Here is a 21398-nt window from a genome sequence, read left to right on the forward strand (position 1 = left end):
GGATTTTAATTTACTCTTTTAAATTAGATAAGAAAAACAAACTTGATTTTTTTGGATACTTATCGTAACTTTTATCGCTAGGATTTTCAATAACGGTTTTCAAATTTACCTCATCGCCAATTTTAAACTTTGAAACCACTAATTTATAATCTAACATATAGGGACCACAGAAAAAATTTCCGTCGGCGTCTTGTTCAATTAATCCTGTATATACTCCTTTTTCTTTTGCCATAATATTATTTTTTTTCAAAGGTATAAAAAAACAGGCATTAAAAATAATGCCTGTTTTATATAATATAATTTAGTTATTCTAATTAAGAACCACACATTTCGCAATCATCTGGACCTGCATTTTTTGCTAATTCTATCATGGCGCGGTATTCTTCCGCAGACATTGCATTTGTAGAAACTGGCTCCACCGCTTGAACTACTTCCAACTGTTCTTTTGGTTGAATGTTTTGTATCGGTTCTGCTTTTTTGTCGTTATTTAATGTAAATTTAATTGCATCTACTGCCGCTTTTGTTCGTAAATAATACATCCCTGTTTTTAAACCTGATTGCCAAGCATAAAAGTGCATAGATGTTAATTTTGCATAATTTGCATTTTGCATAAATAAGTTTAACGACTGCGATTGATCTACGAAATACCCACGGTGACGCGACATATCAATAATATCTTTCATAGACATTTCCCAAACCGTTTTGTATAATTCTTTTAAATCTTGAGGAATATTTAAATTCTGAACCGATCCGTTTTCACGCATTAATTCTTGTTTCAAATCTTCTGTCCACAAGCCTAATTTTACTAAATCTTCCAGTAAATGTTTGTTTACTACAATAAATTCACCTGACAATACACGACGGGTATAAATATTAGAAGTATACGGTTCAAATGCTTCGTTATTTCCTAAAATTTGAGAAGTAGAAGCCGTTGGCATTGGTGCTACTAACAATGAGTTACGTACTCCAAATTCCATTACTTCTTTTCTTAAACTAGCCCAATCCCAACGACCAGATAAATCCGAATCTTGAATTCCCCATAAATTATATTGGAATTCACCTTGTGAAATTGGAGAACCTTCAAAACTAGAATACGGTCCTTCTTCTTTTGCCATTTCCATGGAAGCAGTTACTGCTGCAAAATACATGGTTTCAAAAATTTCTTGATTTAATTTTTTGGCTTCATCACTTGTAAAAGGCATTCTTAACATGATGAAAGCATCTGCTAAACCTTGCACACCTAATCCAATTGGACGGTGACGTTTGTTAGAATTTTCTCCTTCAATTACTGGATAATAATTTCTGTCAATTACTTTATTTAAGTTTTTTGTTACACGTTTGGTAACGGTGTAAAATAAATCGTGATTAAATGCTCCGTTTTCAACAAACATAGGTAGTGAAAGTGATGCTAAATTACAAACAGCAATTTCATCTTTTGATGTATACTCCATAATTTCGGTACATAAATTCGAAGAACGAATGGTACCTAAATTTTTCTGATTTGATTTTCTGTTTGCTGCATCTTTGTACAACATATATGGCGTTCCAGTTTCAATTTGCGATTCTAGAATTTTTTCCCATAATTCATGTGCTTTGATGGTTTTTCTTCCTTTTCCTGCTGCTTCATACGAAGTATAAAGTGCTTCAAATTCTTCACCATGAACATCATACAAGCCTGGGCATTCATTTGGACACATTAACGTCCATAACCCATCTTCTTGAACACGTTTCATGAATAAATCTGAAGTCCACATTGCGAAGAATAAATCACGTGCACGCATTTCTTCTTTACCAGTATTCTTTTTTAAATCTAAGAAATCGAAAATATCAGCGTGCCAGGTTTCAATGTAAATAGCAAAACTTCCTTTACGTTTTCCACCACCTTGATCTACGTAACGCGCCGTATCATTAAACACACGTAACATAGGAACAATTCCGTTAGACGTTCCGTTAGTTCCACGAATGTATGACCCTGTGGCACGTACGTTATGAATTGACAATCCAATTCCTCCAGCGGATTGTGAAATTTTTGCGGTTTGTTTTAACGTATCGTAAATTCCATCGATACTATCGTCTTGCATTGCTAAAAGGAAACAAGATGACATTTGTGGTTTTGGCGTACCTGCATTAAATAATGTTGGTGTAGCATGAGTGAAGAATTTTTTCGACATTAAGTCGTACGTTTCCAACACTGCTGGCAAATCGTTTAAGTGAATTCCTACAGAAACACGCATTAACATGTGCTGAGGACGCTCTACAATTTTTCCGTTAATTTTTAATAAATACGAACGCTCCAAAGTTTTAAATCCGAAATAATCGTAATTAAAATCTCTGTTATATATGATATGAGAATTTAAATATTCTGCATTTTCTTGAATAACTTTATGTACTTCTTCTGATAGAAGAGGTGCTGATTGATTGGTTCTAGGATTTACATAATGATACATTTCACTCATCGTTTCAGAAAAAGATTTGTTGGTGTTTTTATGTAAATTAGAAATGGCAATACGAGCTGCCAATTGTGCGTAATCAGGGTGGGCAATAGTCATAGAGGCGGCCGTTTCAGCTGCTAAGTTATCTAATTCTGAAGTAGTTACCCCGTCGTACAGTCCTTCAATAACTCGCATAGCTACTTTTACAGCATCTACTAAATCATTTAAACCATAACACAGTTTTTTAATTCTGTCTGTGATTTTGTCAAAACTTACTGGCTCTTTATGGCCATCTCTTTTAATTACGTACATAGTTATTGTTTTTTGAAACAGCAAATCCCTTTACTGATTCGGGTTATTTGTATTACTTATTTTTTGGCCAGTAAGTAAGGCTTGCCGCTTATTAAGAAAAAGCGACTTACGTTTAGGAAAAGTGAATAGCAGGATTTGGGGAAATCTGTATTGTAAGTTTTTCTTTTAAAAATCAGCGTCAAAAGTAATTTTTTGTGCCTCGTTATCGGTATTCATCACACCTGCTTTTTGGTATTCGGCCACTTTTTTCTCAAAGAAATTTGTTTTCCCTTGTAACGAAATCATATCCATAAAATCAAATGGATTTGAGGTGTTATACTCTCTATCACATCCTAATTCTACTAATAATCTATCGGCTACAAATTCTAAGTATTGCGTCATTAATCCAGCATTCATTCCAATTAATGAAACAGGTAACGATTCTGTAATAAATTCTCTTTCGATATTTAACGCATCCACAATAATAGTGCGGATACGGTCTTTTGGAACTTTATTAACTAAATGGTGGTTGTGTAAGTGTACTGCAAAATCGCAATGCACGCCCTCGTCACGAGAAATTAATTCATTAGAAAAGGTTAAACCTGGCATTAATCCACGTTTTTTCAACCAGTAAATAGAACAAAATGCTCCCGAGAAGAAAATTCCTTCTACAGCTGCAAACGCTATCAAACGTTCTGCAAAAGAATCTGATTCAATCCACTTCAATGCCCAATCTGCTTTTTTCTTAATTGCTGGGAACACATCTAAAGCGTTAAATAATTCACTTTTTTCAGCTTCATCTTTTACGTAAGTGTCAATTAAAAGCGAATAGGTTTCTGAATGAATATTTTCCATCATAATTTGAAAACCATAGAAAAATTTTGCTTCCGCATATTGTACTTCATTTACAAAATTTTCTGCTAAATTTTCATTTACAATTCCGTCTGATGCCGCAAAAAAGGCTAAAATATGTTTGATGAAGTATTTTTCATCCGCAGACAATTTATTATTCCAATCATTTAAATCTTGAGACAAATCAATTTCTTCAGCAGTCCAAAAACTGGCTTCCATTTTTTTATACCATTCCCAAATATCGTGGTGTTTGATAGGAAAAATTACAAATCTGTTTTTGTTTTCTTGTAAAATTGGCTCAACGATTGACATAAGTAATTGATTTTTATTATTTAAACGAGATTGTATCTCTATATTTTTAACTCTACAAATTTCAATAAATCAATTGAATAAAAAAAGTCAAACTTATTCACAATTTGACTAAGTTTTTAACAATCATACTTAATTACAAAATTAAAAATATTTTTTATAAATATTTGATTATCAATTAGTTAAACAAAGTTAAACAAAATAAAAAAATCGGGTTAATCAGCTGAAAACACAACTACTAACACGATTTTTAAGGTGTGTTTTTTAGATCTATTTTTTTAAATCTTCGGCTACTTTTTCTAATTCTTCATACCATTCAATTCCAAATTTTCTAACCAAGGCTTCTTTTACAAATTTATATACCGGGACTTGCAATTCTGCCCCTAAAGCGCAGGCATCTGAACAAATATGCCATTTATGATAATTAACCGCTGAAAAATCGGAATATTCTTTTACTCGTACAGGATATAAATGACACGAAACTGGTTTTTTCCAAGTTACTTCTCCTTGATTATAGGCTTGTTCTATGCCACAAAGTGCTGTTTTATTATCAAAAATTACATACGCACAATCTTTCCCATCAATTAATGTAGTTTCTAATTCGCCATCCGTGCCGATAACATGCGTGCCTTGTGCTTCAATAGCGGCAATACCTTCTTTTCGTAAAAATGGTTTCACTCTCGGATAAATATCAGCTAAAATTTGAGTCTCTTCTTGTGTTAAGGGAGCACCCGCATCACCATCTACACAACAAGCACCTTTACAAGCAGATAAATTACAAACAAAATCTTTTTCTAAAATTTCTTCAGAAACTATGGTTTTTTGAAGTTGAAACATACTTATTTTATTTAAAGCGCAAAGATAGGAATTAAATACCGCAAATTTCAATTTGAAAACACGCCAATTGAACTTAATCCGTATCTTTGCAAAAAATATTTTATGATTGACTGGAAAGAAGTTTTTACCATATCGATGATATTATTTGCTGTAATTGATATTTTAGGGAGCATTCCTATTATTGTAGATTTACGTAGTAAAATTGGACATATACAATCAGAAAAAGCAACGATAGTTTCAGCTATCATTATGATTGCTTTTTTATTTGTAGGAGAAGAAATTTTAAAATTAATTGGTATTGACGCCAACTCGTTTGCTGTTGCAGGTTCGTTTGTATTGTTTTTCTTGGCTTTAGAAATGATTTTAGGCGTACGATTATATAAAGAAGACAATCCAACTACCGCTTCCATTGTGCCTATTGCCTTTCCTATAATTGCTGGCGCTGGAACTATGACAACTTTATTATCATTGCGTGCTGCCTATGATAAAATTAATATCATTATTGCCATATTAATTAACGTTGTTTTAGTGTATGGTGTATTAAAATCATCAGGAAAAATTGAAAAATTAATAGGTGTAAATGGTTTAGGAATTATTAGAAAAGTTTTTGGAGTAATTTTGTTAGCCATTTCCATAAAGTTATTTGCCGCAAACGTAAAAGGATTGTTTGTATAATTTAAATAAATCGTTGCCATAGAGATCCTCAAGCAACTAAAAAAATGAAAAATGAAAATATTTAGTTACATTATTATCGCATTATCCGTAATCACAATTATTTTTAATGCTACAAAAATTGATTTTGAAAAACCATTTGAAGGAGAAAGTACAATTGCTATAATTGGAATTATTGCTTCATTTTGCGCTATCCTTATAGTAACACTTTTTAGAGTTGCAAAAAAAGTAGTAGAACAAACAAAATAATATGTTTGACGTTTTAATAATTGGCGGCGGAGTTTCTGGAGTTTCAGCGGCAATAATTTTTGGTTCAGCTAAAGAGAAATCTTTTATGGTGGATAAAAAAATTGGCATTATTGCACATCAGAAAGCCTCTTCTTTACAAAACGCCTTATTTAATAATGCTTACGGAATTGCACCTGGAACTTTAGGTCGTAATTTATTAAATAGTAGTTTGGAACATTTACAAAATTTATACCCACAAATTTTACAAATTGAAGGCGAAAAAGTTGTAAGAATTTCTGGTGAATTTGGAAACTTCTCAATTACTACAAACAAAAACACCTATCATTCAAAACTAATTATGATTGGTATTGGCGCTGGAAATCCGTTTACGATTGAAGGTTTAGAAAACTACATTATTCCACACAAAAAATCGGCTCCAGAGAAAAACAGAATTCAGTTAGAAAATAATGATCATTTGGTAACAGAAGGTATTTATGCTATCGGAACTTTAGCTGGACACAGAAGTCAACTTGTAATTGCAGCTGGAAGTGGCGCAAGTGCAGCTACCGATGTATTAACTTTATGGAATGATGGAAATCCTGTTCAGGTTCATGATGTTGTGAAAAAATAAATTATTTCTGCTTTTCTAAAACTTTAGTAATCATTTTGTCTTTTGGAAGTACAATTTGATAATAAGAAGTGTCGTTAAATAACTGTTTAGAAAATTCAGCATATAGGAACGTTAAGACTTGTTCCTTTTGATTTGAAATATTAAAAAGCAAGCCATTTGAAGTAATGTATTCTTTAAACTGGGTAAAATACTTGTTCTTTTTAAACAATTCGTTTTTTAATTGTACCGCATTCATTTTACTGAAAAATGAACGATTTTCATCTAATTTTTCAAAGGCATAATAGCTCATTATTTCCGATTGTAGAAGTAATTCTAAACCTTCTTTGTTGTGATTTTTTTCAATCGGTACAAATACATCAGGGATAATTCCGCCGCCGCCGTATACAATTCTACCTTTTTTGGTTTTAAATTTTAAACTATCTGCTACTTTAATGCAATCTGCTTCGTATAATTCACCACTAAAAAATCGTTTTTCGAATTCGTTAAAATACTTTTCGCCTTTATCTTCATAAGGTTTTTGAATACTTCTTCCAGATGGTGTATAGTATCTAGCAATTGTTAAACGCACGGCAGACCCATCATTCATTTTCATTTCGCGTTGCACCAATCCTTTTCCGAAAGAACGACGTCCAATTATTGTTCCTCTGTCGTTATCTTGAATGGCACCAGTAAAAATTTCACTTGCCGAAGCACTATTTTCATCAATTAATACATACAAACGCCCTGTTTCAAAAATACCTTTTGAAGTAGCGAAAGATGTTTCAATATTCCCTTTTTTATTTTTGGTTTTAACAATTACTTGCTTGTCTTTTAAGAATTCATCAGCCATAGCCACTGCCATTTCTAAGTAACCGCCACCATTTCCTCTTAAATCAATAACTACCTCTTTACTTCCTTGCTTTTTTAAAGAAACTAAGGCGTTATGAAATTCACTATATGTCGTTTCGGCAAAACGATTTACTTTAATATAACCTGTTTTATCGTTAATTTTTGTGGCGACATCTATACTTTTAACTGGAATTAAATTTCTAACAACTGTAACTTTAAATTTTCTGTTTTCAGATTTTCTATACACTACCAAATTAACCGGCGTATCAATTTCACCCTTTAAAATTGGAAATAAATTTTCTGATTGGTATTTTTTTTTGAAAAGTTGCTTGTTATTGGCAAATAAAATTCTATCCCCTGATTGTATTCCCGCTTTTGCAGAGGGTCCGTTTGGAATGGGTTTAATCACCGTTAACGTATCTTTATACATATAAAAATTTACGCCAATGCCAACAAAATTACCTTCCATACTTTCATTTACAGCGGCCAATTGTTCTTTTGGAATGTAAATAGAATGTGGATCAAGATTTTCTAAAATTCCAGAAACCGTTAAATCTACAATTGAATCGGTATTTATTTCATCTACATATTCTTTATCAATAAAATCAATTAGCTGATTTAATTTTAATTTTCCTTTTGTTTTAGCATTAATATTTACTTGATTTAAGACATTTAATTTGCTACCCAAAAGCAAACCGCCTACAAAAGATAAAGCAATAATTATAGGAATAAAAATATAGTATTTACTTTGTTTTTTACTCATCAATTCCTTGTAAATGTTCCGCTTCTACACCTGCTTTTCTTAAAAAATCTACACCAGAAGTGTCTTTGTATTCATCTAAATACACCACTCGTTTTATACCGGATTGATGAATTAATTTGCTACATTCTTTACAAGGTGAAAGGGTTATATACAAAGTAGCGCCTTCACAAGATTGTGTAGACCGTGCTACTTTTAATATAGCATTTGCCTCTGCGTGAAGCACATACCATTTGGTTAAATTCTCTTCATCTTCGCAACAATTTTCAAAGCCGCTTGGTGTGCCATTGTAGCCGTCAGAAATTATCATTTTATCTCTAACAATAATCGCTCCAACTTGTTTGCGTTTGCAATAAGATAACTTCCCCCATTCTGATGCGATGCGTAAATAGGCTAAATCGTATTTTAATTTTTTCTTTTCTTTCATTGTTTAGGTGAAGGGTTTAGGGTAAAAGGAAATAGGTATCTTTTATTTAAAAATTTCGCTTTGTAATATCATTGGCAAAACTACACCAATTATACATCCTGACAATACCAAAGCCCAATCTCTTTTTGAAAAACGAAAAAAAGTTTGAAGAACATACGCAAGAAGCAATACGGCAAGAACCACTATTAATTGAGCGACCTCTATTCCTAAAGCAAATTCTAATAAAGGAACTAACTTAGACATTCCTGAACCCACCATTATTGTATTAAAATAATTTGAGAATCCAAGTCCGTGAATTAATCCAAAGCAAACCGTTACTATAGCTACAAAAGTTATAGTATCTTTTTTTGCCGATTTACCTGCAGTAAATAAATGATATAAAGCAGTGATTAATATTGTAATAGGAATAAGAAATTCCACTACTGATACCGATATAGAAACGATCCCAAAAACAGATAAAATTAATGCAAAAGTATGCCCTAAAGTAAACAAACTTACTAATAAAAACACGCGTTTCCAATCTTTAAACGTGTACGGAATTAGTAAAGCAATTAGAAAAACGACATGGTCATAAGCCGTGATATCTAACACGTGCTTTAATCCCAAATTGAAATATATTAAAAATTCTTGCATACCATTTCATTTAAAAGGTTTTTCAAACTTACAGAATTTTTAGGAAATAAAAAAGCGACAATTCTGCCGCTTTGTAATTTTATTTTGCTTGTTCCATAAATTCCTCGGCTTTTTCCACCATACTTTTTACCCCGCAGAAAAACGGCACGCGTTGATGCAATTCGGTTGGGATAATTTCCATAGTTCTTCCAAAGCCGTCAGAAGACTTTCCTCCTGCTTGTTCGGCAATAAATGCCATTGGATTGCATTCGTATAACAAACGTAATTTACCTTTAGGCGCTTTAGAACTTGTTGGATAAATATAAATGCCGCCTTTTATCATATTTCTATGAAAATCAGATACTAAACTTCCTATATATCTTGAAGTATATGGTCGGTCGTTTTCTTCTAATTGGCAATATTTTATGTAATTTTTAACCCCTTGAGGAAAATGCACGTAATTTCCTTCGTTTATAGAATAAATACTTCCATTTTCTGGAAATTTCATATTCGGGTGTGACAAATAAAATGTTCCGATAGCTGGGTTTAAGGTAAATCCGTTAACGCCGTGTCCTGTGGTATATACTAACATAGTTGATGTACCATAAATAACATACCCAGCCGCTACTTGATTGATTCCTGGTTGTAAAAAATCTTCTAAAGTTACAGGCGTGCCAACTGGTGTAATTCTTCTGTAAACTGAAAAAATTGTTCCAACAGACACGTTCACATCAATATTTGAAGAGCCGTCAAGCGGATCCATTAATACTACATATTTGTTATTATGACTTTTATCTGAACCAGCTACGGTTATAAAATCGTCATTTTCTTCAGACGCAATTCCGCAAACAATTTCTCGGTTTATTAATGTTTGAATAAAAACTTCATTGGCATAAACATCGAGTTTTTGTTGGTCTTCACCTTGAATGTTTTGATCTCCTACAGCACCTACAATATCCACTAAACCTGCTTTGTTTACTTTGTAGTTAACTACTTTTGCTGCTAAACGGATGGAGTTGATAATTCGGGATAATTCGCCAGACGAATATTGAAATGCATTTTGATTTTCGATGATGTATTCACCTAAGGTTTTGTTGCTTTGTTCCATTACGAAATCGATTGAGTAGAATTGTTGTGCAAATATCGTTATTTTTGTGATAATGCGAAATTAATTTAGAAAGTTGTTTGTGTATATGTATTTTTGCAGAAGAATGTATTGAAAACGGATGTAAAATAGCCCTGATTGCAACGGCATCTCCCGATTTTTCATCGGGAATATAGTGGAAAGCAGGAAATAGCTTCAAGAAAAAATGATTATAAGAAAAGGAATACCAGAAGATATGCCAGAAGTTTTGGCTTTAATTAAAGAATTAGCTATTTTTGAAAAAGAACCGAACGCGGTCGTTGTTACTGTAGAAGATTTAATACGAGATGGCTTTTCTGAAAATACTTTATTTTATACTTTTGTAGCAGAAGTACAAAATAAAATTATTGGTGTAGCTTTGTATTATTATCGATTTTCAACTTGGAAGGGAAAAACCATTCATTTAGAAGATTTAATTGTCAAAGAAACCAACAGAGGAACTGGCGCTGGATTTGCATTATACGCCGAAGTTATAAAACAAGCCAAAAAAGATAACGTAAGACGAATAGAATGGAACGTGTTAGATTGGAACACACCCGCTATAGAATTTTACAAAAAAAGTGGCGCTTCGGTTTTAAATGATTGGCGCGTGGTACACATGGATGAAATAGGAATAAACACATTTATAAATAATATAGAAAAAACAACTAATTAAAATTCAATACCCATTTGGGATTTGAAATTTTACTATTGTAATTGATAAGTTATGAAAATATTTAAATTTGGGGGCGCTTCTGTAAAAGATGCTGCAGGGATAAAAAACGTATTAAATGTATTACAAACCGTTGGATACGAAGATGTAATGTTAGTGATTTCCGCTATGGGAAAGACTACAAATGCGCTTGAAGTAGTAATAAAAAATTACTTTGAAAAATCCAACGAATTATATGCTTCATTACAAGACATAAGAAAATATCACAATCAAATTTTATTAGATTTATTTGACGATGAGGAACATGAAGTATTTTTTGATGTAAATACGCATTTTGATGATTTAGAATATTTTGTTAGAAGCAATAAATCTCCAAATTATCCTTTTGTATATGATCAGATAATAAGTATTGGAGAAATGGTTTCCACCACTATTGTAAGTCATTATCTAAATGCTGCAGGAATTCAAAATCAGTGGTTAGATGTACGTAATTATATTAAAACCGACGCGAATTATCGAGATGCTAATGTAAATTGGGAATACACTCAAAAATTGATATCTAAAATAAACAGAAAAAAATCGTTATTTATTACCCAAGGATTTATTGGTGCAGATGAAAATAACTTTACCACCACTTTAGGTCGTGAAGGATCGGATTATACCGCTGCTATTTTTGCATACTGCTTAGGAGCTGAAAGTGTAACTATTTGGAAAGACGTTCCGGGGGTTTTAAATGCCGATCCAAGGTATTTTGAAAATGCTGTATTATTAAATCAAATTTCGTACAGAGAAGCGATAGAATTGGCTTTTTATGGCGCCAGCGTGATTCATCCAAAAACCTTACAACCTTTACAGAAAAAAGAAATTCCATTATATGTAAAATCATTTCTAAACCCTACATTACCTGGAACAAAAGTGGGTACTGGCGTAGATTTAGAACCTAAAACATCTTGTTTTATTGTAAAGAAAAATCAAATTTTAGTATCGCTTTCTTCTATTGATTTTTCATTTATTATGGAAGAAAATATTAGTGAAATTTTCGCTTTATTTCATAAACATAAAATTAAAGTGAGTTTAATTCAAAACACAGCTATTAGTTTTTCAGTTTGTATTGAAGATAACTTTGATAAATTTAAAGATTTGAAAACCATTTTATCAAAAAAATTCAAAGTTTCCTATAATGAGAATGTTTCTTTATATACCATTCGTCATTTTGATGCCATTTCTGCAGAAGTAATTGAAAAAGACAAAACCGTTTTAGTCAAACAAATAAGCCGCGAAACCTTGCAAATTGTAACGCAGTAAATATTCAAACTACCTAATTAACGTTAATTTAATTAGGTAGTTTCATTTACATTAATTTCTTAATTTTCTAATAGTATTTACTTAACAAACAAACTGTTACTTTGCCAAAACAATACTGAATCGTATTATGGCAAGAGATGTTGATGTTGTAGTTATTTCGGATACCCATCTAGGAACTTATGGCTGTCAAGCAAAAGAACTTTTTACTTATTTAAAATCTGTTTCTCCAAAAACATTAATCATCAATGGAGATTTTATAGACATCTGGCAATTTAGCAAAAGTTATTTTCCAAAATACCATTTAAAAGTGATTAAAAAAATTATTGATTTGGCCTCAAAAGGGACTGAAGTAGTTTATATTTTAGGAAATCACGATGAATTTTTACGTCGATTTGCCGATACTTCTTTTGGAAATATTGAATTGACGAACAAAAAAATAATGACCCTTGATGGGAAAAAAGCTTGGTTTTTTCACGGTGATGTTTTTGATGCTTCTGTACAACATTCAAAATGGATTGCCAAATTAGGTGGTATTGGTTACGATTTTTTAATTCGATTAAACCTTTTAACCAATTGGTTTTTAACAAAATTAGGCAAGGAAAAATATTCGTTTTCGAAAAAAATCAAAAACAACGTTAAAAATGCCATTAAATTTATTGGAGATTTTGAAAACGCTGCTACAGAATTAGCCATAGAAAATGAATTTGACTATGTAATTTGTGGCCATATTCATCAACCCCAAATACGAGAAGTAAAAAGCAAAAACGGGAATTGTGTGTATTTAAATAGTGGCGATTGGATTGAAAACTTAACCGCTTTAGAATATCACAACAAAAATTGGAGCATATACACTTACAACAAATACGATTTTAAAGAAGAATTAGATTCTGAACACCAAGATGTGGATTTGAAAAATATTGACGAATTAATTAAAGAAGTAGTTTCATTTAACTAAAAGAATATGAAAATATTATATGCCGTACAAAAAACCGGAAATGGTCATTTAGCAAGAGCTCAAGAAATTATTCCGATATTAGAAAAATATGGCGACGTTACTGTTTTAACAAGTGGAAGTCAATCGCAAATTCAATTGGGCATTCCTGTAGCTTTAGATTTTAAAGGCATTTCTTTATTTTATGGAAGCAACGGAAATGTTTCTTTTTTGAAAACGTTATTTAAAAACAATTACGCTCAATTTATATATAAAGTCTTAAAGTTAAACGTACATCAATACGATTTAATTATTAACGATTACGAACCTATTTCAGCTTGGGCTTGCAAATTTAAAGGCGGAAATATTGTAGCATTATCACATCAATCATCTTTGTTTTTTAATGAAACGCCAAAACCAAAAAAAATAAAATGGTTGAGTTGGAAAATTTTTAAAAATTACGCTCCAGTTGTTAAAAAATATGGATTTCACTTTGAAGAATACAACGAACAAATTTTTAAACCGGTTATAAGAAAAAAAATAAGCGACTTAAAAACCTCAAATGCCGGGCATTATGTGGTGTATTTGCCGTCTTTTTCAGATATAAAAATTATTAAAGAATTGAAAAAAACATCTGCCAATTGGATTGTATTTTCGAAAGAAGCAACTGCATCGTACACGGCAAATAATTGTACGATATTTCCAATTGATGAAAATGAATTTTTAAAATCAATAGCAAATAGTGCCGGCGTTTTATGTAATGCTGGATTTGAATTACCTGCCGAAACGTTATTCTTGAAAAAGAAATTATTTGTAATTCCTATAAAAAAACAAATTGAACAAGAATGTAATGCCTTCGCATTAAAAAAAATGGGTGTATTAACAGCTAAAAACTTGGATTTCAATTTAATAGAAATATGGGTTTTATCTAATAGAATTATTCCTGTAAATTATACAAGCAATATTGAAGACATAATTGAAGACGTTATTTTAGAAAACACACAATCTAATAACGAGTTAATATTTGTATAAATTGGACAAAGGGTGACAGAAAGTAGTTTTTTCTCATTTTATTTGGTTGGTAAATAGTCGCTCTTTTCCTTTTTATAAATAAAAAAATCCCATACCTAAAAAGATATGGGATTTTATATTTATATAAAATTTAACGCTTACTTTTTTCCAGAAGCTTCTAAATTTCTTTCAATTTTATGTTCTGGTCGTGTCCATTTTGGTTTCTCGCCTAAAGCTTCAAATTTAGAATCTTGTGCTTCTACTGTTTCAGGTTGCATTTTTTTAATGAAAGGTTTTTGCGGATTTAATCCAAGCATTTCAAACATTTTCATATCTTCATTTACATCAGGATTTGGTGTAGTAAGCAATTTATCACCTGCGAAAATAGAATTTGCACCAGCGAAGAAACACATCGCTTGTCCTTCTCTACTCATATTGGTTCTTCCTGCGGATAATCTCACTTGTGTTTCAGGCATTACAATTCTTGTTGTAGCAACCATACGAATCATTTCCCATATTTCAACCGGTTTTTCATCTTCTAGTGGTGTACCTTCAACGGCAACTAATGCATTAATTGGCACCGATTCTGGTTGCGGATTCAAGGTAGAAAGTGCTACTAACATACCGGCTCTGTCTTCAATACTTTCACCCATTCCTATAATTCCACCGCTACATACCGTAACATTGGTTTTCCTAACGTTTTCAATAGTTTCAAGTCTGTCCTCAAAACCACGAGTTGAAATTACTTCTTTATAATATTCTTCTGAGGAATCTAAATTGTGATTATATGCATACAAACCTGCTTCTGCCAAACGATGTGCTTGATTTTCAGTTATCATACCTAAGGTACAACACACTTCCATATCCAATTTATTAATCGTACGAACCATTTCTAAAACCTGATCAAATTCCGGACCATCTTTAACATTACGCCAAGCGGCACCCATACAAACACGTGAAGAACCGGAAGATTTTGCACGTAACGCTTGTGCTTTTACTTGTGAAACCGACATCAAATCATTTCCTTCAATATCGGTATGATATCTTGCCGCTTGCGGACAATACCCGCAATCTTCAGGACATCCACCTGTTTTAATTGATAATAATGTAGAAACTTGAACCGTATTAGGATCGTGATGTTCTCTGTGAATTGAAGCGGCATCAAACAACAAATCCATTAATGGTTTATTGTAAATAGCAATTATTTCTTCTTTCGTCCAGTTATGTTTGGTAACACTCATAAATTCATAAATTAATGCTTCAAAAGTAGTAATTTACATTTGAAGAAAAAATTTATGCACTAAGTTTTTATAAATTTTGATGAACAAGAAGTGGATTTTAAAAACAGTAAATTAAGTAAAATAATTTTTTAACGTGGGCGAATTTTCAAAATATTGAATGGTGTTTATTTTATCAATTTCCAATTGCGATTTAAGCGATTCGAAAGAATCGAATTTTTGTTCGTCTCTAAGTCGCTCAATAACATTTACTTGAATTTTTTGACCATAAATATCTTCTGAAAAATCTAATAAATGTACTTCAATTGACGGAATATTATCTCCTAAAGTTGGTTTTACGCCTATATTCATCATCCCAAAAATCGTTTTTTTATTTACAATTGCTGTAACAATGTAAACTCCGTTTTTAGGAATTAGTTTATAATTTTCTAAAATCTCAATATTTGCTGTTGGAAAACCAATTGTTCTTCCTAATTGATTGCCTTTTACAACGATTCCAGACAACATATACGAATATCCAAGATAAGCGTTCGCTAATGAAATATTGCCTTCTAAAAGCGAATTTCTAATTTTTGTTGAGCTTACGGAAACTTCATCGACTTGTTTTGCTGAAATTTCTTCTACTTCAAAACCAAACTCTTTACCAAAAGCGATTAAATCATTAAAATCTGCCGCTCTGTTTTTTCCAAACTTATGATCATATCCGATAATGATTTTCTGAATATTGAGTTGTTTAATTAATACCTGTTCCACAAATTCTCTCGGAAATAATTCAGAAAAGAACTTATCAAATGGATGAATTATAAAGTTTTGAATGCCTTTTTCTTCTAGCAAAATAGCTTTCTCAGACAATGTATTTAACATCTTTATTTCCGTATCATTAGAAACGATTAATCTCGGATGAGGAAAAAATGTAAGCAACACACTTTCTAGGTTTTCTTGCTTGGCTATGTTACAAATTTTATCCAAAATAACGTTGTGCCCCAAATGAACTCCGTCAAATGTTCCAAGGGTTACTATTGTTTTTTTAGTTGGAATAAACTCGTTAAGAGATTGATATATTTTCAAAGTCAATTATATATTTATGCAAAAATAAAAAGGATTGGCAAAAACCAATCCTTTTTATAGAAAAATATTAAAAAATTACTCTTTTATAAAACGTAATGTTTTAGAGAATTCTCCGATAGTTAAATTAATAAAATAAATTCCTGCTTGATAATTATTTGTATTAATTGTCAAATCGCTTTCTGTAGTTACTTTTTTTGTGGTAACTTTTTGACCAATTGCATTATATACATCAAAATTACCTGTTACTGCCAAACCTTGAGGAATAGAAATTGTAATTCTATCTTTTGCTGGATTTGGGTATAAAGAAACTGATTCAAAAATATCAAAAGTCTCAGATTCTAATGCAGCATTATTTGTAAAATAACTTACTCTTGATACAAGGGTATTTGCTGGGTTACCTGCAACAACGAAATCTTGCACATCTACAACTGTTGTTGAACCTGCGGTAACAGTATAAACGCCTTGACTTACACCATCATACAAACCATCACCATATGAATCGTTTACTGTCAAATAATAGCAACCATTTGCAGGTAACGTCCAAACTTCTGCATCTACTAAGGTTTGTGTGCCAGTTGTGATATCTGTATAAGGTCCTCCACTATACAATGTTGTCCCTGCTTGATTTTTTAAAGACCATGTAGTTTCACTACCGTAAGAATCACCAATAAGTGTAAAGGTAAATGTAGTTGCATTTGCATATGACAAAACAGAGCCAAAAGTTTTTGTAGCCACATTATTTGATGCTCTTTGATCTGCAACACCATTAGCAGTTGTTACTGTAACTGTAAGAAGTCCATTAGATGTAGAATTAGCTAAAGTTATTTGAGCATATTTATTTGGTGCTAAACTTCCTGTCCAATTTTGCGTATAATTAGTACTCCCGTTGAAATTATAGGATAAAGTAGCAGAGGTTAAATTTGAAGTCCCTCTATTATATAATAATATAGTTTTTGCTGGAGAAGTTGGATTTGTATTCGTACAAGTTGCAGAAGAAGAAGTACATAAATTTTCAATTTTTACTTCGGCATCATTTGCAAATAAAGGAATCGCAACATCTTTAACTGATGATTTTAGAGTTGATCTTCTAGGAGAACCATTTAAAACTGTAACGATTCTTGCTTTTTGACCCGTTGTAAAAACACTCATACATGTATCATCAGTATAATCCATATAATTTTCAATCATATCATTACCAGGATTTCCTGTGCAGGTATTAGTACCAGTAGGACAGCCAAAATTTGCAGCATTAGCTGCAGGTGTGTCTGCAACAAAATCTTTATCATTAGCAGTATTTGTAGCAGGACATGTTGAATTGTCTCCCCAAATATGTCTTAACCCTAAAAAATGTCCCACTTCATGTGTCATCGTTCTTCCTTTATCATAAGGCGGTGCAAAACTTCCCGAGGCTAAATCTGAACTACCAAAAGTAGTATAATTAGCTACAACTCCATCTGTATTGGGATTTTGAGCTGTTGTAGCCATTCCGCCTAAACTAGATTCTGGAAATTGTGCATAACCAAGTAAAGAGGTATCTGTAAAATTAATAGACCACATATTCATATATTGCATAGGATCCCAAATAGTAGTAGGCTTAACAGTAGAATTAATTGCGGCAGTAGACCATGATGCTTGACATAAATTCACTCTATTTATTCCGTTTGTTGGATTTCCATTTGGATCTACTTTTGCCAAAACAAATTCTACCTGAGTGTCAGCTCCAACTGCATTTGTATTATAACCAGGAGTTCCTGTCAATTTTCTGTAATCTTGATTCATGACAGTAATTTGAGATTGAACTTGTTCATCAGTTATATTCTCATTAATTCCATATGCGTCTCCATTATGAATTACATGAACTACTACAGGAATATAAATTATGCCTCCACTTTGAGATGCAACTTCTTGTAAAGATTTTTGTTCTTTAATTTTTTTATCCATCCATTTTTCAAAAAGGGCAATGGACTCTGTTTTTGGATTTTGCTCTCTTAAATACTGATCATATTCCGTAGATGCACATCTTATGTGCCCAGAAGGAGAAATAAATTCAGGATTAATTTTTTTACCGAAAACAGTTTTTTCTTTCTTATCAATTTGAGCAAAAGCAATCGTGCTGAAACAAATTAAAAACGAAAGGACTAAAGTAATTTTTTTCATTTTATTTAAGAATTTGGTTAGATGAGAAACAAATATAACAAAATAATAATTATTTTATAATATTAAGCAAATAAATGAGATTATTTATTTGCCATTATATGCATTCATTGTAGTATTTAATCCGGCTAAAACAAACGATTTTATTATTTCAGAAGAAATGCTTAATCTTTCTTTCAAAGCTTCTTTTTCTTCGGTAGACCATTCGCCTAAAACGTAATCTACTTGTTTGCCTTTTTTGAAAGCATCACTAATTCCAAATCGAAAGCGTGGGTATTCTGAGGAATTTAATAAAAGTTGTATGTTTTTTAGACCATTATGTCCTCCGTCAGAGCCTTTTGTTTTAATTCGAATACTTCCAAAGGATAAATTTAAATCATCTGTAATAATTAATAAATTATCTTTCTCAATTTTTTCTTTTTCCATCCAATATTTAACCGCTTTTCCGCTTAAATTCATAAACGTATTTGGTTTTAGTAAAATGGCGTTTCGACCTTTAATTTTAAACTCAGCTACATCGCCTAATTTTTGGGTTTGAAAAGAAATACTTTCTTGATTGGCAAAATAATCCAATACCTTAAATCCAATATTATGTCTAGTATTTACATATTCCGAACCTATATTGCCTAAACCAACTATTAAAAATTTTTTCATTTTTGGAGAATTAGCTGCCGTCTTTTCAATTGTTTGAATTTTAGTTTTTACACCTAAAATTTTATATAAAGATTGTATAAATGACATATTAACTTTTTACAAAAATAAAAAAAGGGCTGAATAAATCAGCCCTTTTTTTATTTTTCAATTTATATTTTTAGAATTTACCTCTATTGTCTTCAATTTTGGCTTTATCTTTTAATCCTTGAACAATTCTGTATGGAGCAGAACCTTTTGTTTGTTGGTTTAACTGATCAATTTGTGTTTTGAAATCTTTTACAATTGGTGCTTTAGTAAATGTTTTAGTTCTTACCATAAATAAACCTGAATTTCCTTCAATCACTTTAGATGTTTTACCTGAAGCTAATCCTATTGCAGCACCTACAACTTTTGGTTCGTATCCTAAATTAGGAATAACTGGAGATGCCATAGTTGCACCGACTGCAGGGGATATAGAAGAACCAGTTGCTTTAGAAATTGCTTCTAAAGTTGTACCAGTCATTTTCTTTTTAAGAATTACAGCTTTTTTCTCATTTTTAATTAATGGCTCAACTTGTTGTTTTGCTAATTCTAAAGGTAAAAGCCCTTCGTCATTTTTAGATTTTAATTTTACAATTGCAAATCCCTGATTCGCAATATCAAAACGTTTTACATCATTTATATTTGTATCTTCGTTAAATGCCCATATAACAATTTGTCTTTGTAAACCTAAATTGGCAACATTTTCATCATAAGCTTTCACGCTAGTAACTGGAGCAATCTTTAAACCTGCTGTTTTCGCTGCTTTATCAAGACCACTTGCTGTAGCATCAGATTCTAGTTTTAATGCTTTATTATAGTTAACGTCCTCTGTTTGTTCTGATGGTTGTATTTTTAAAGCTACAGTAGCTAATAAAACCGCATCATTCTTACCATCCACTTTCATCACGTGGAAACCAAAATCTGTTTCTACTACTCCTGTTTTCCCAACTGGATTACCAAATAAGAAATCGTCAAAAGGTTTAACCATTTGTTTTGGTGCTACATTATCATACACTCCACCGTTTTGTTTTGAACCTTGGTCATCAGAATTTAACATAGCTAACATTGCCATACTTGATGGGTTTGCATTAACTTGCGCCAATAGACCTTCTGCTTTAGCTTTAGCTTCTTCTTTAGTTAATTTAACTGTTGGAGCTGCTTGCATAGCGCCTTTATAGGCAACCAAAATATGACTAACTTTAGCCGTTGCGCCAGCTTTTCTTCCTGCTACTCTTGACAATTTTGAATATCCATTGTCTGTATAAGGTCCAAAAACTTGTCCTGGTGCTAATGCATATAATTGTTCTGCAAACTGCGGATTAATATCCTTTTTGGCTAAATACGTAGAGTCAAATTTAACTTCTGAATATTTGTTTACATAAGCGGCTACGTTTGTTGCTGTTCGAAATGAAGCAATCGTATCGTTTATACCGTTTTTTAATTCAATTTTACCATTCACAAACCCATCCATTTTAGATTTCATTACGGCTTCATCAGCTGCAGATGGCTTATTTTCAACTAATACATATTCTAAAGATCTTGTATTATCTGACTTGAATTTTTTAGGATTTTTCTTCATATATGCCATAATTTCTTCGTCAGTTACCTTAACTTGGTCATCACTAACTGTAGAAAATGCTAAAGCAACATAATCAAAATCAACTTTATTATTGTCTCTTTCGTATTTTAATTTTCCTTCTGCCTTTGTAGTATACACACTTGATTTAATCAACGTATTATATATTTGCTCTTTAGCAAAATCTTCAATTTGAACTTCATATGCTTTCCAGCTATTCCATTGGGTTTGGTCTGGAGCACTTTGTAAAGAGTTGATGTATTCAGCAAATTTTTTATCGTCAAATTTACCTGCAGCGTTTAAAAACTGTGGTGATTGAGACAATTGTGGATCATTTTTAATAACGGCCATTAATTGCTCTTTTCCTAACAATAATCCAATTTTATCATATTGATCAGTTAATAATACTTTTCTAACTTCTTGTTCCCAAACTGAATTTAAAGCTTGCGTATTACTAGCTCCTTGTTGCGATTTTTGAGCGTTAGCCACCTTATTCATAAATTCTTGGTACTCAAATTTTGTTCCATTTACAGAACCGATAGAATCCACATTTGAACTTAGAAATCCTTTTTCTAAAGAAAGCTGTATTATGAAAATTAATAAAGCACTTGCGATAAAAAATAGTAGTAATCCTTTTCTTTGTCTAATTTTTGATAAAATTGCCATTTTTATATTGATTTTTTTTATTCAGAGGGCGAAAATACAATTATCTATTTAATAATAAAAAAGTATTATCGATTTTTTATAAGTTTTTTTTGTTGTTTT

General features: G+C 31.7%; 20 protein-coding genes. 7 read left to right on the forward strand and 13 right to left on the reverse strand.

Features of this window, described 5'->3' with window-relative positions:
- Positions 1–10: 10 nt before the first annotated feature.
- From ACIQZ1_RS06120 to ACIQZ1_RS06135, 4 genes are all read right to left on the reverse strand, one after another.
- Positions 11–232 (reverse strand): hypothetical protein, encoded by a 222-nt coding sequence (locus ACIQZ1_RS06120; protein WP_291241755.1) that lies wholly within the window; start codon positions 230–232, stop codon positions 11–13.
- A gap of 82 nt (positions 233–314) precedes the next feature.
- On the reverse strand, positions 315–2744 hold the full coding sequence (locus tag ACIQZ1_RS06125; RefSeq protein WP_396160009.1) for a ribonucleoside-diphosphate reductase subunit alpha: 2430 nt from the start codon (positions 2742–2744) through the stop codon (positions 315–317).
- Between the two features lie 165 nt (positions 2745–2909).
- Positions 2910–3887 carry a ribonucleotide-diphosphate reductase subunit beta gene (locus ACIQZ1_RS06130; protein ID WP_396160011.1) on the reverse strand — a complete coding sequence of 326 codons (978 nt, stop codon included), beginning with the start codon at positions 3885–3887 and terminating at the stop codon, positions 2910–2912.
- Positions 3888–4154: 267 nt separating this feature from the next.
- On the reverse strand, positions 4155–4721 hold the full coding sequence (locus ACIQZ1_RS06135) for a DUF3109 family protein (protein ID WP_396160013.1): 567 nt from the start codon (positions 4719–4721) through the stop codon (positions 4155–4157).
- A gap of 102 nt (positions 4722–4823) precedes the next feature.
- On the opposite strand from ACIQZ1_RS06135, the gene ACIQZ1_RS06140 reads away from it, so the two are divergent.
- The 3 genes from ACIQZ1_RS06140 to ACIQZ1_RS06150 are packed head-to-tail and all read left to right on the forward strand — an operon-like array spanning position 4824 to position 6252.
- Positions 4824–5396, forward strand: coding sequence for a MarC family protein (locus ACIQZ1_RS06140; RefSeq protein ID WP_396160015.1), 573 nt, complete (start codon positions 4824–4826; stop codon positions 5394–5396).
- A 51-nt stretch (positions 5397–5447) separates the two neighbouring features.
- On the forward strand, positions 5448–5642 hold the full coding sequence (locus tag ACIQZ1_RS06145; RefSeq protein ID WP_291241761.1) for a hypothetical protein: 195 nt from the start codon (positions 5448–5450) through the stop codon (positions 5640–5642).
- Position 5643: 1 nt separating this feature from the next.
- Entirely contained in the window at positions 5644–6252 is a 609-nt protein-coding gene (locus tag ACIQZ1_RS06150) for an FAD-dependent oxidoreductase (protein WP_396160017.1), read from the forward strand.
- Between the two features lies 1 nt (position 6253).
- Here the strand turns inward: ACIQZ1_RS06150 and ACIQZ1_RS06155 are convergent, their stop codons facing one another.
- The 4 genes from ACIQZ1_RS06155 to fbp all read right to left on the reverse strand — a co-directional run bounded on the left by ACIQZ1_RS06155 (position 6254) and on the right by fbp (position 9987).
- Positions 6254–7843: a S41 family peptidase gene (locus ACIQZ1_RS06155; RefSeq protein ID WP_396160019.1), complete on the reverse strand. Its 1590-nt coding sequence runs from the start codon at positions 7841–7843 to the stop codon at positions 6254–6256.
- Positions 7836–8267, reverse strand: coding sequence for a deoxycytidylate deaminase (locus tag ACIQZ1_RS06160; RefSeq protein WP_396160021.1), 432 nt, complete (start codon positions 8265–8267; stop codon positions 7836–7838). Before ACIQZ1_RS06160 ends, ACIQZ1_RS06155 begins: the two co-directional genes overlap by 8 nt.
- Positions 8268–8309: 42 nt before the next feature.
- On the reverse strand, positions 8310–8900 hold the full coding sequence (locus tag ACIQZ1_RS06165; protein ID WP_396160023.1) for a HupE/UreJ family protein: 591 nt from the start codon (positions 8898–8900) through the stop codon (positions 8310–8312).
- Positions 8901–8979: 79 nt separating this feature from the next.
- The gene (gene fbp / locus ACIQZ1_RS06170) at positions 8980–9987 is read right to left on the reverse strand and encodes a class 1 fructose-bisphosphatase (RefSeq protein WP_396160025.1); all 1008 of its coding nucleotides are present in this window, start codon (positions 9985–9987) and stop codon (positions 8980–8982) included.
- Positions 9988–10189: 202 nt separating this feature from the next.
- Between fbp and ACIQZ1_RS06175 the strand changes: the two genes are divergently transcribed.
- The 4 genes from ACIQZ1_RS06175 to ACIQZ1_RS06190 all read left to right on the forward strand — a co-directional run bounded on the left by ACIQZ1_RS06175 (position 10190) and on the right by ACIQZ1_RS06190 (position 13943).
- Entirely contained in the window at positions 10190–10678 is a 489-nt protein-coding gene (locus tag ACIQZ1_RS06175; protein ID WP_396160027.1) for a GNAT family N-acetyltransferase, read from the forward strand.
- 51 nt (positions 10679–10729) lie between these two features.
- Positions 10730–11980: an aspartate kinase gene (locus ACIQZ1_RS06180; RefSeq protein WP_396160029.1), complete on the forward strand. Its 1251-nt coding sequence runs from the start codon at positions 10730–10732 to the stop codon at positions 11978–11980.
- A 127-nt stretch (positions 11981–12107) separates the two neighbouring features.
- Positions 12108–12935, forward strand: coding sequence for a UDP-2,3-diacylglucosamine diphosphatase (locus tag ACIQZ1_RS06185; RefSeq protein ID WP_396160031.1), 828 nt, complete (start codon positions 12108–12110; stop codon positions 12933–12935).
- A 6-nt stretch (positions 12936–12941) separates the two neighbouring features.
- Positions 12942–13943: a glycosyltransferase family protein gene (locus ACIQZ1_RS06190; protein ID WP_396160033.1), complete on the forward strand. Its 1002-nt coding sequence runs from the start codon at positions 12942–12944 to the stop codon at positions 13941–13943.
- A gap of 137 nt (positions 13944–14080) precedes the next feature.
- Here ACIQZ1_RS06190 and bioB read toward each other — a convergent pair whose 3' ends face one another.
- The 5 genes from bioB to ACIQZ1_RS06215 form a co-directional block, all read right to left on the reverse strand.
- Positions 14081–15163, reverse strand: a complete 1083-nt coding sequence (bioB, locus tag ACIQZ1_RS06195) for a biotin synthase BioB (RefSeq protein WP_396160035.1) — start codon at positions 15161–15163, stop codon at positions 14081–14083.
- Positions 15164–15274: 111 nt separating this feature from the next.
- Positions 15275–16228: a bifunctional riboflavin kinase/FAD synthetase gene (locus ACIQZ1_RS06200; protein WP_396160037.1), complete on the reverse strand. Its 954-nt coding sequence runs from the start codon at positions 16226–16228 to the stop codon at positions 15275–15277.
- A gap of 75 nt (positions 16229–16303) precedes the next feature.
- Positions 16304–18385 (reverse strand): M43 family zinc metalloprotease, encoded by a 2082-nt coding sequence (locus tag ACIQZ1_RS06205; RefSeq protein WP_396160039.1) that lies wholly within the window; start codon positions 18383–18385, stop codon positions 16304–16306.
- 84 nt (positions 18386–18469) lie between these two features.
- A complete protein-coding gene (pth, locus tag ACIQZ1_RS06210) occupies positions 18470–19036 on the reverse strand; it encodes an aminoacyl-tRNA hydrolase (RefSeq protein ID WP_396160049.1) in 567 nt (188 codons plus the stop codon).
- 157 nt (positions 19037–19193) lie between these two features.
- Positions 19194–21299, reverse strand: a complete 2106-nt coding sequence (locus tag ACIQZ1_RS06215) for a peptidylprolyl isomerase (RefSeq protein ID WP_396160041.1) — start codon at positions 21297–21299, stop codon at positions 19194–19196.
- Between the last annotated feature and the right edge of the window lie 99 nt (positions 21300–21398).

Source organism: Flavobacterium sp., from assembly GCF_044341185.1.
Classification (GTDB): Bacteria; Bacteroidota; Bacteroidia; order Flavobacteriales; family Flavobacteriaceae; genus Flavobacterium.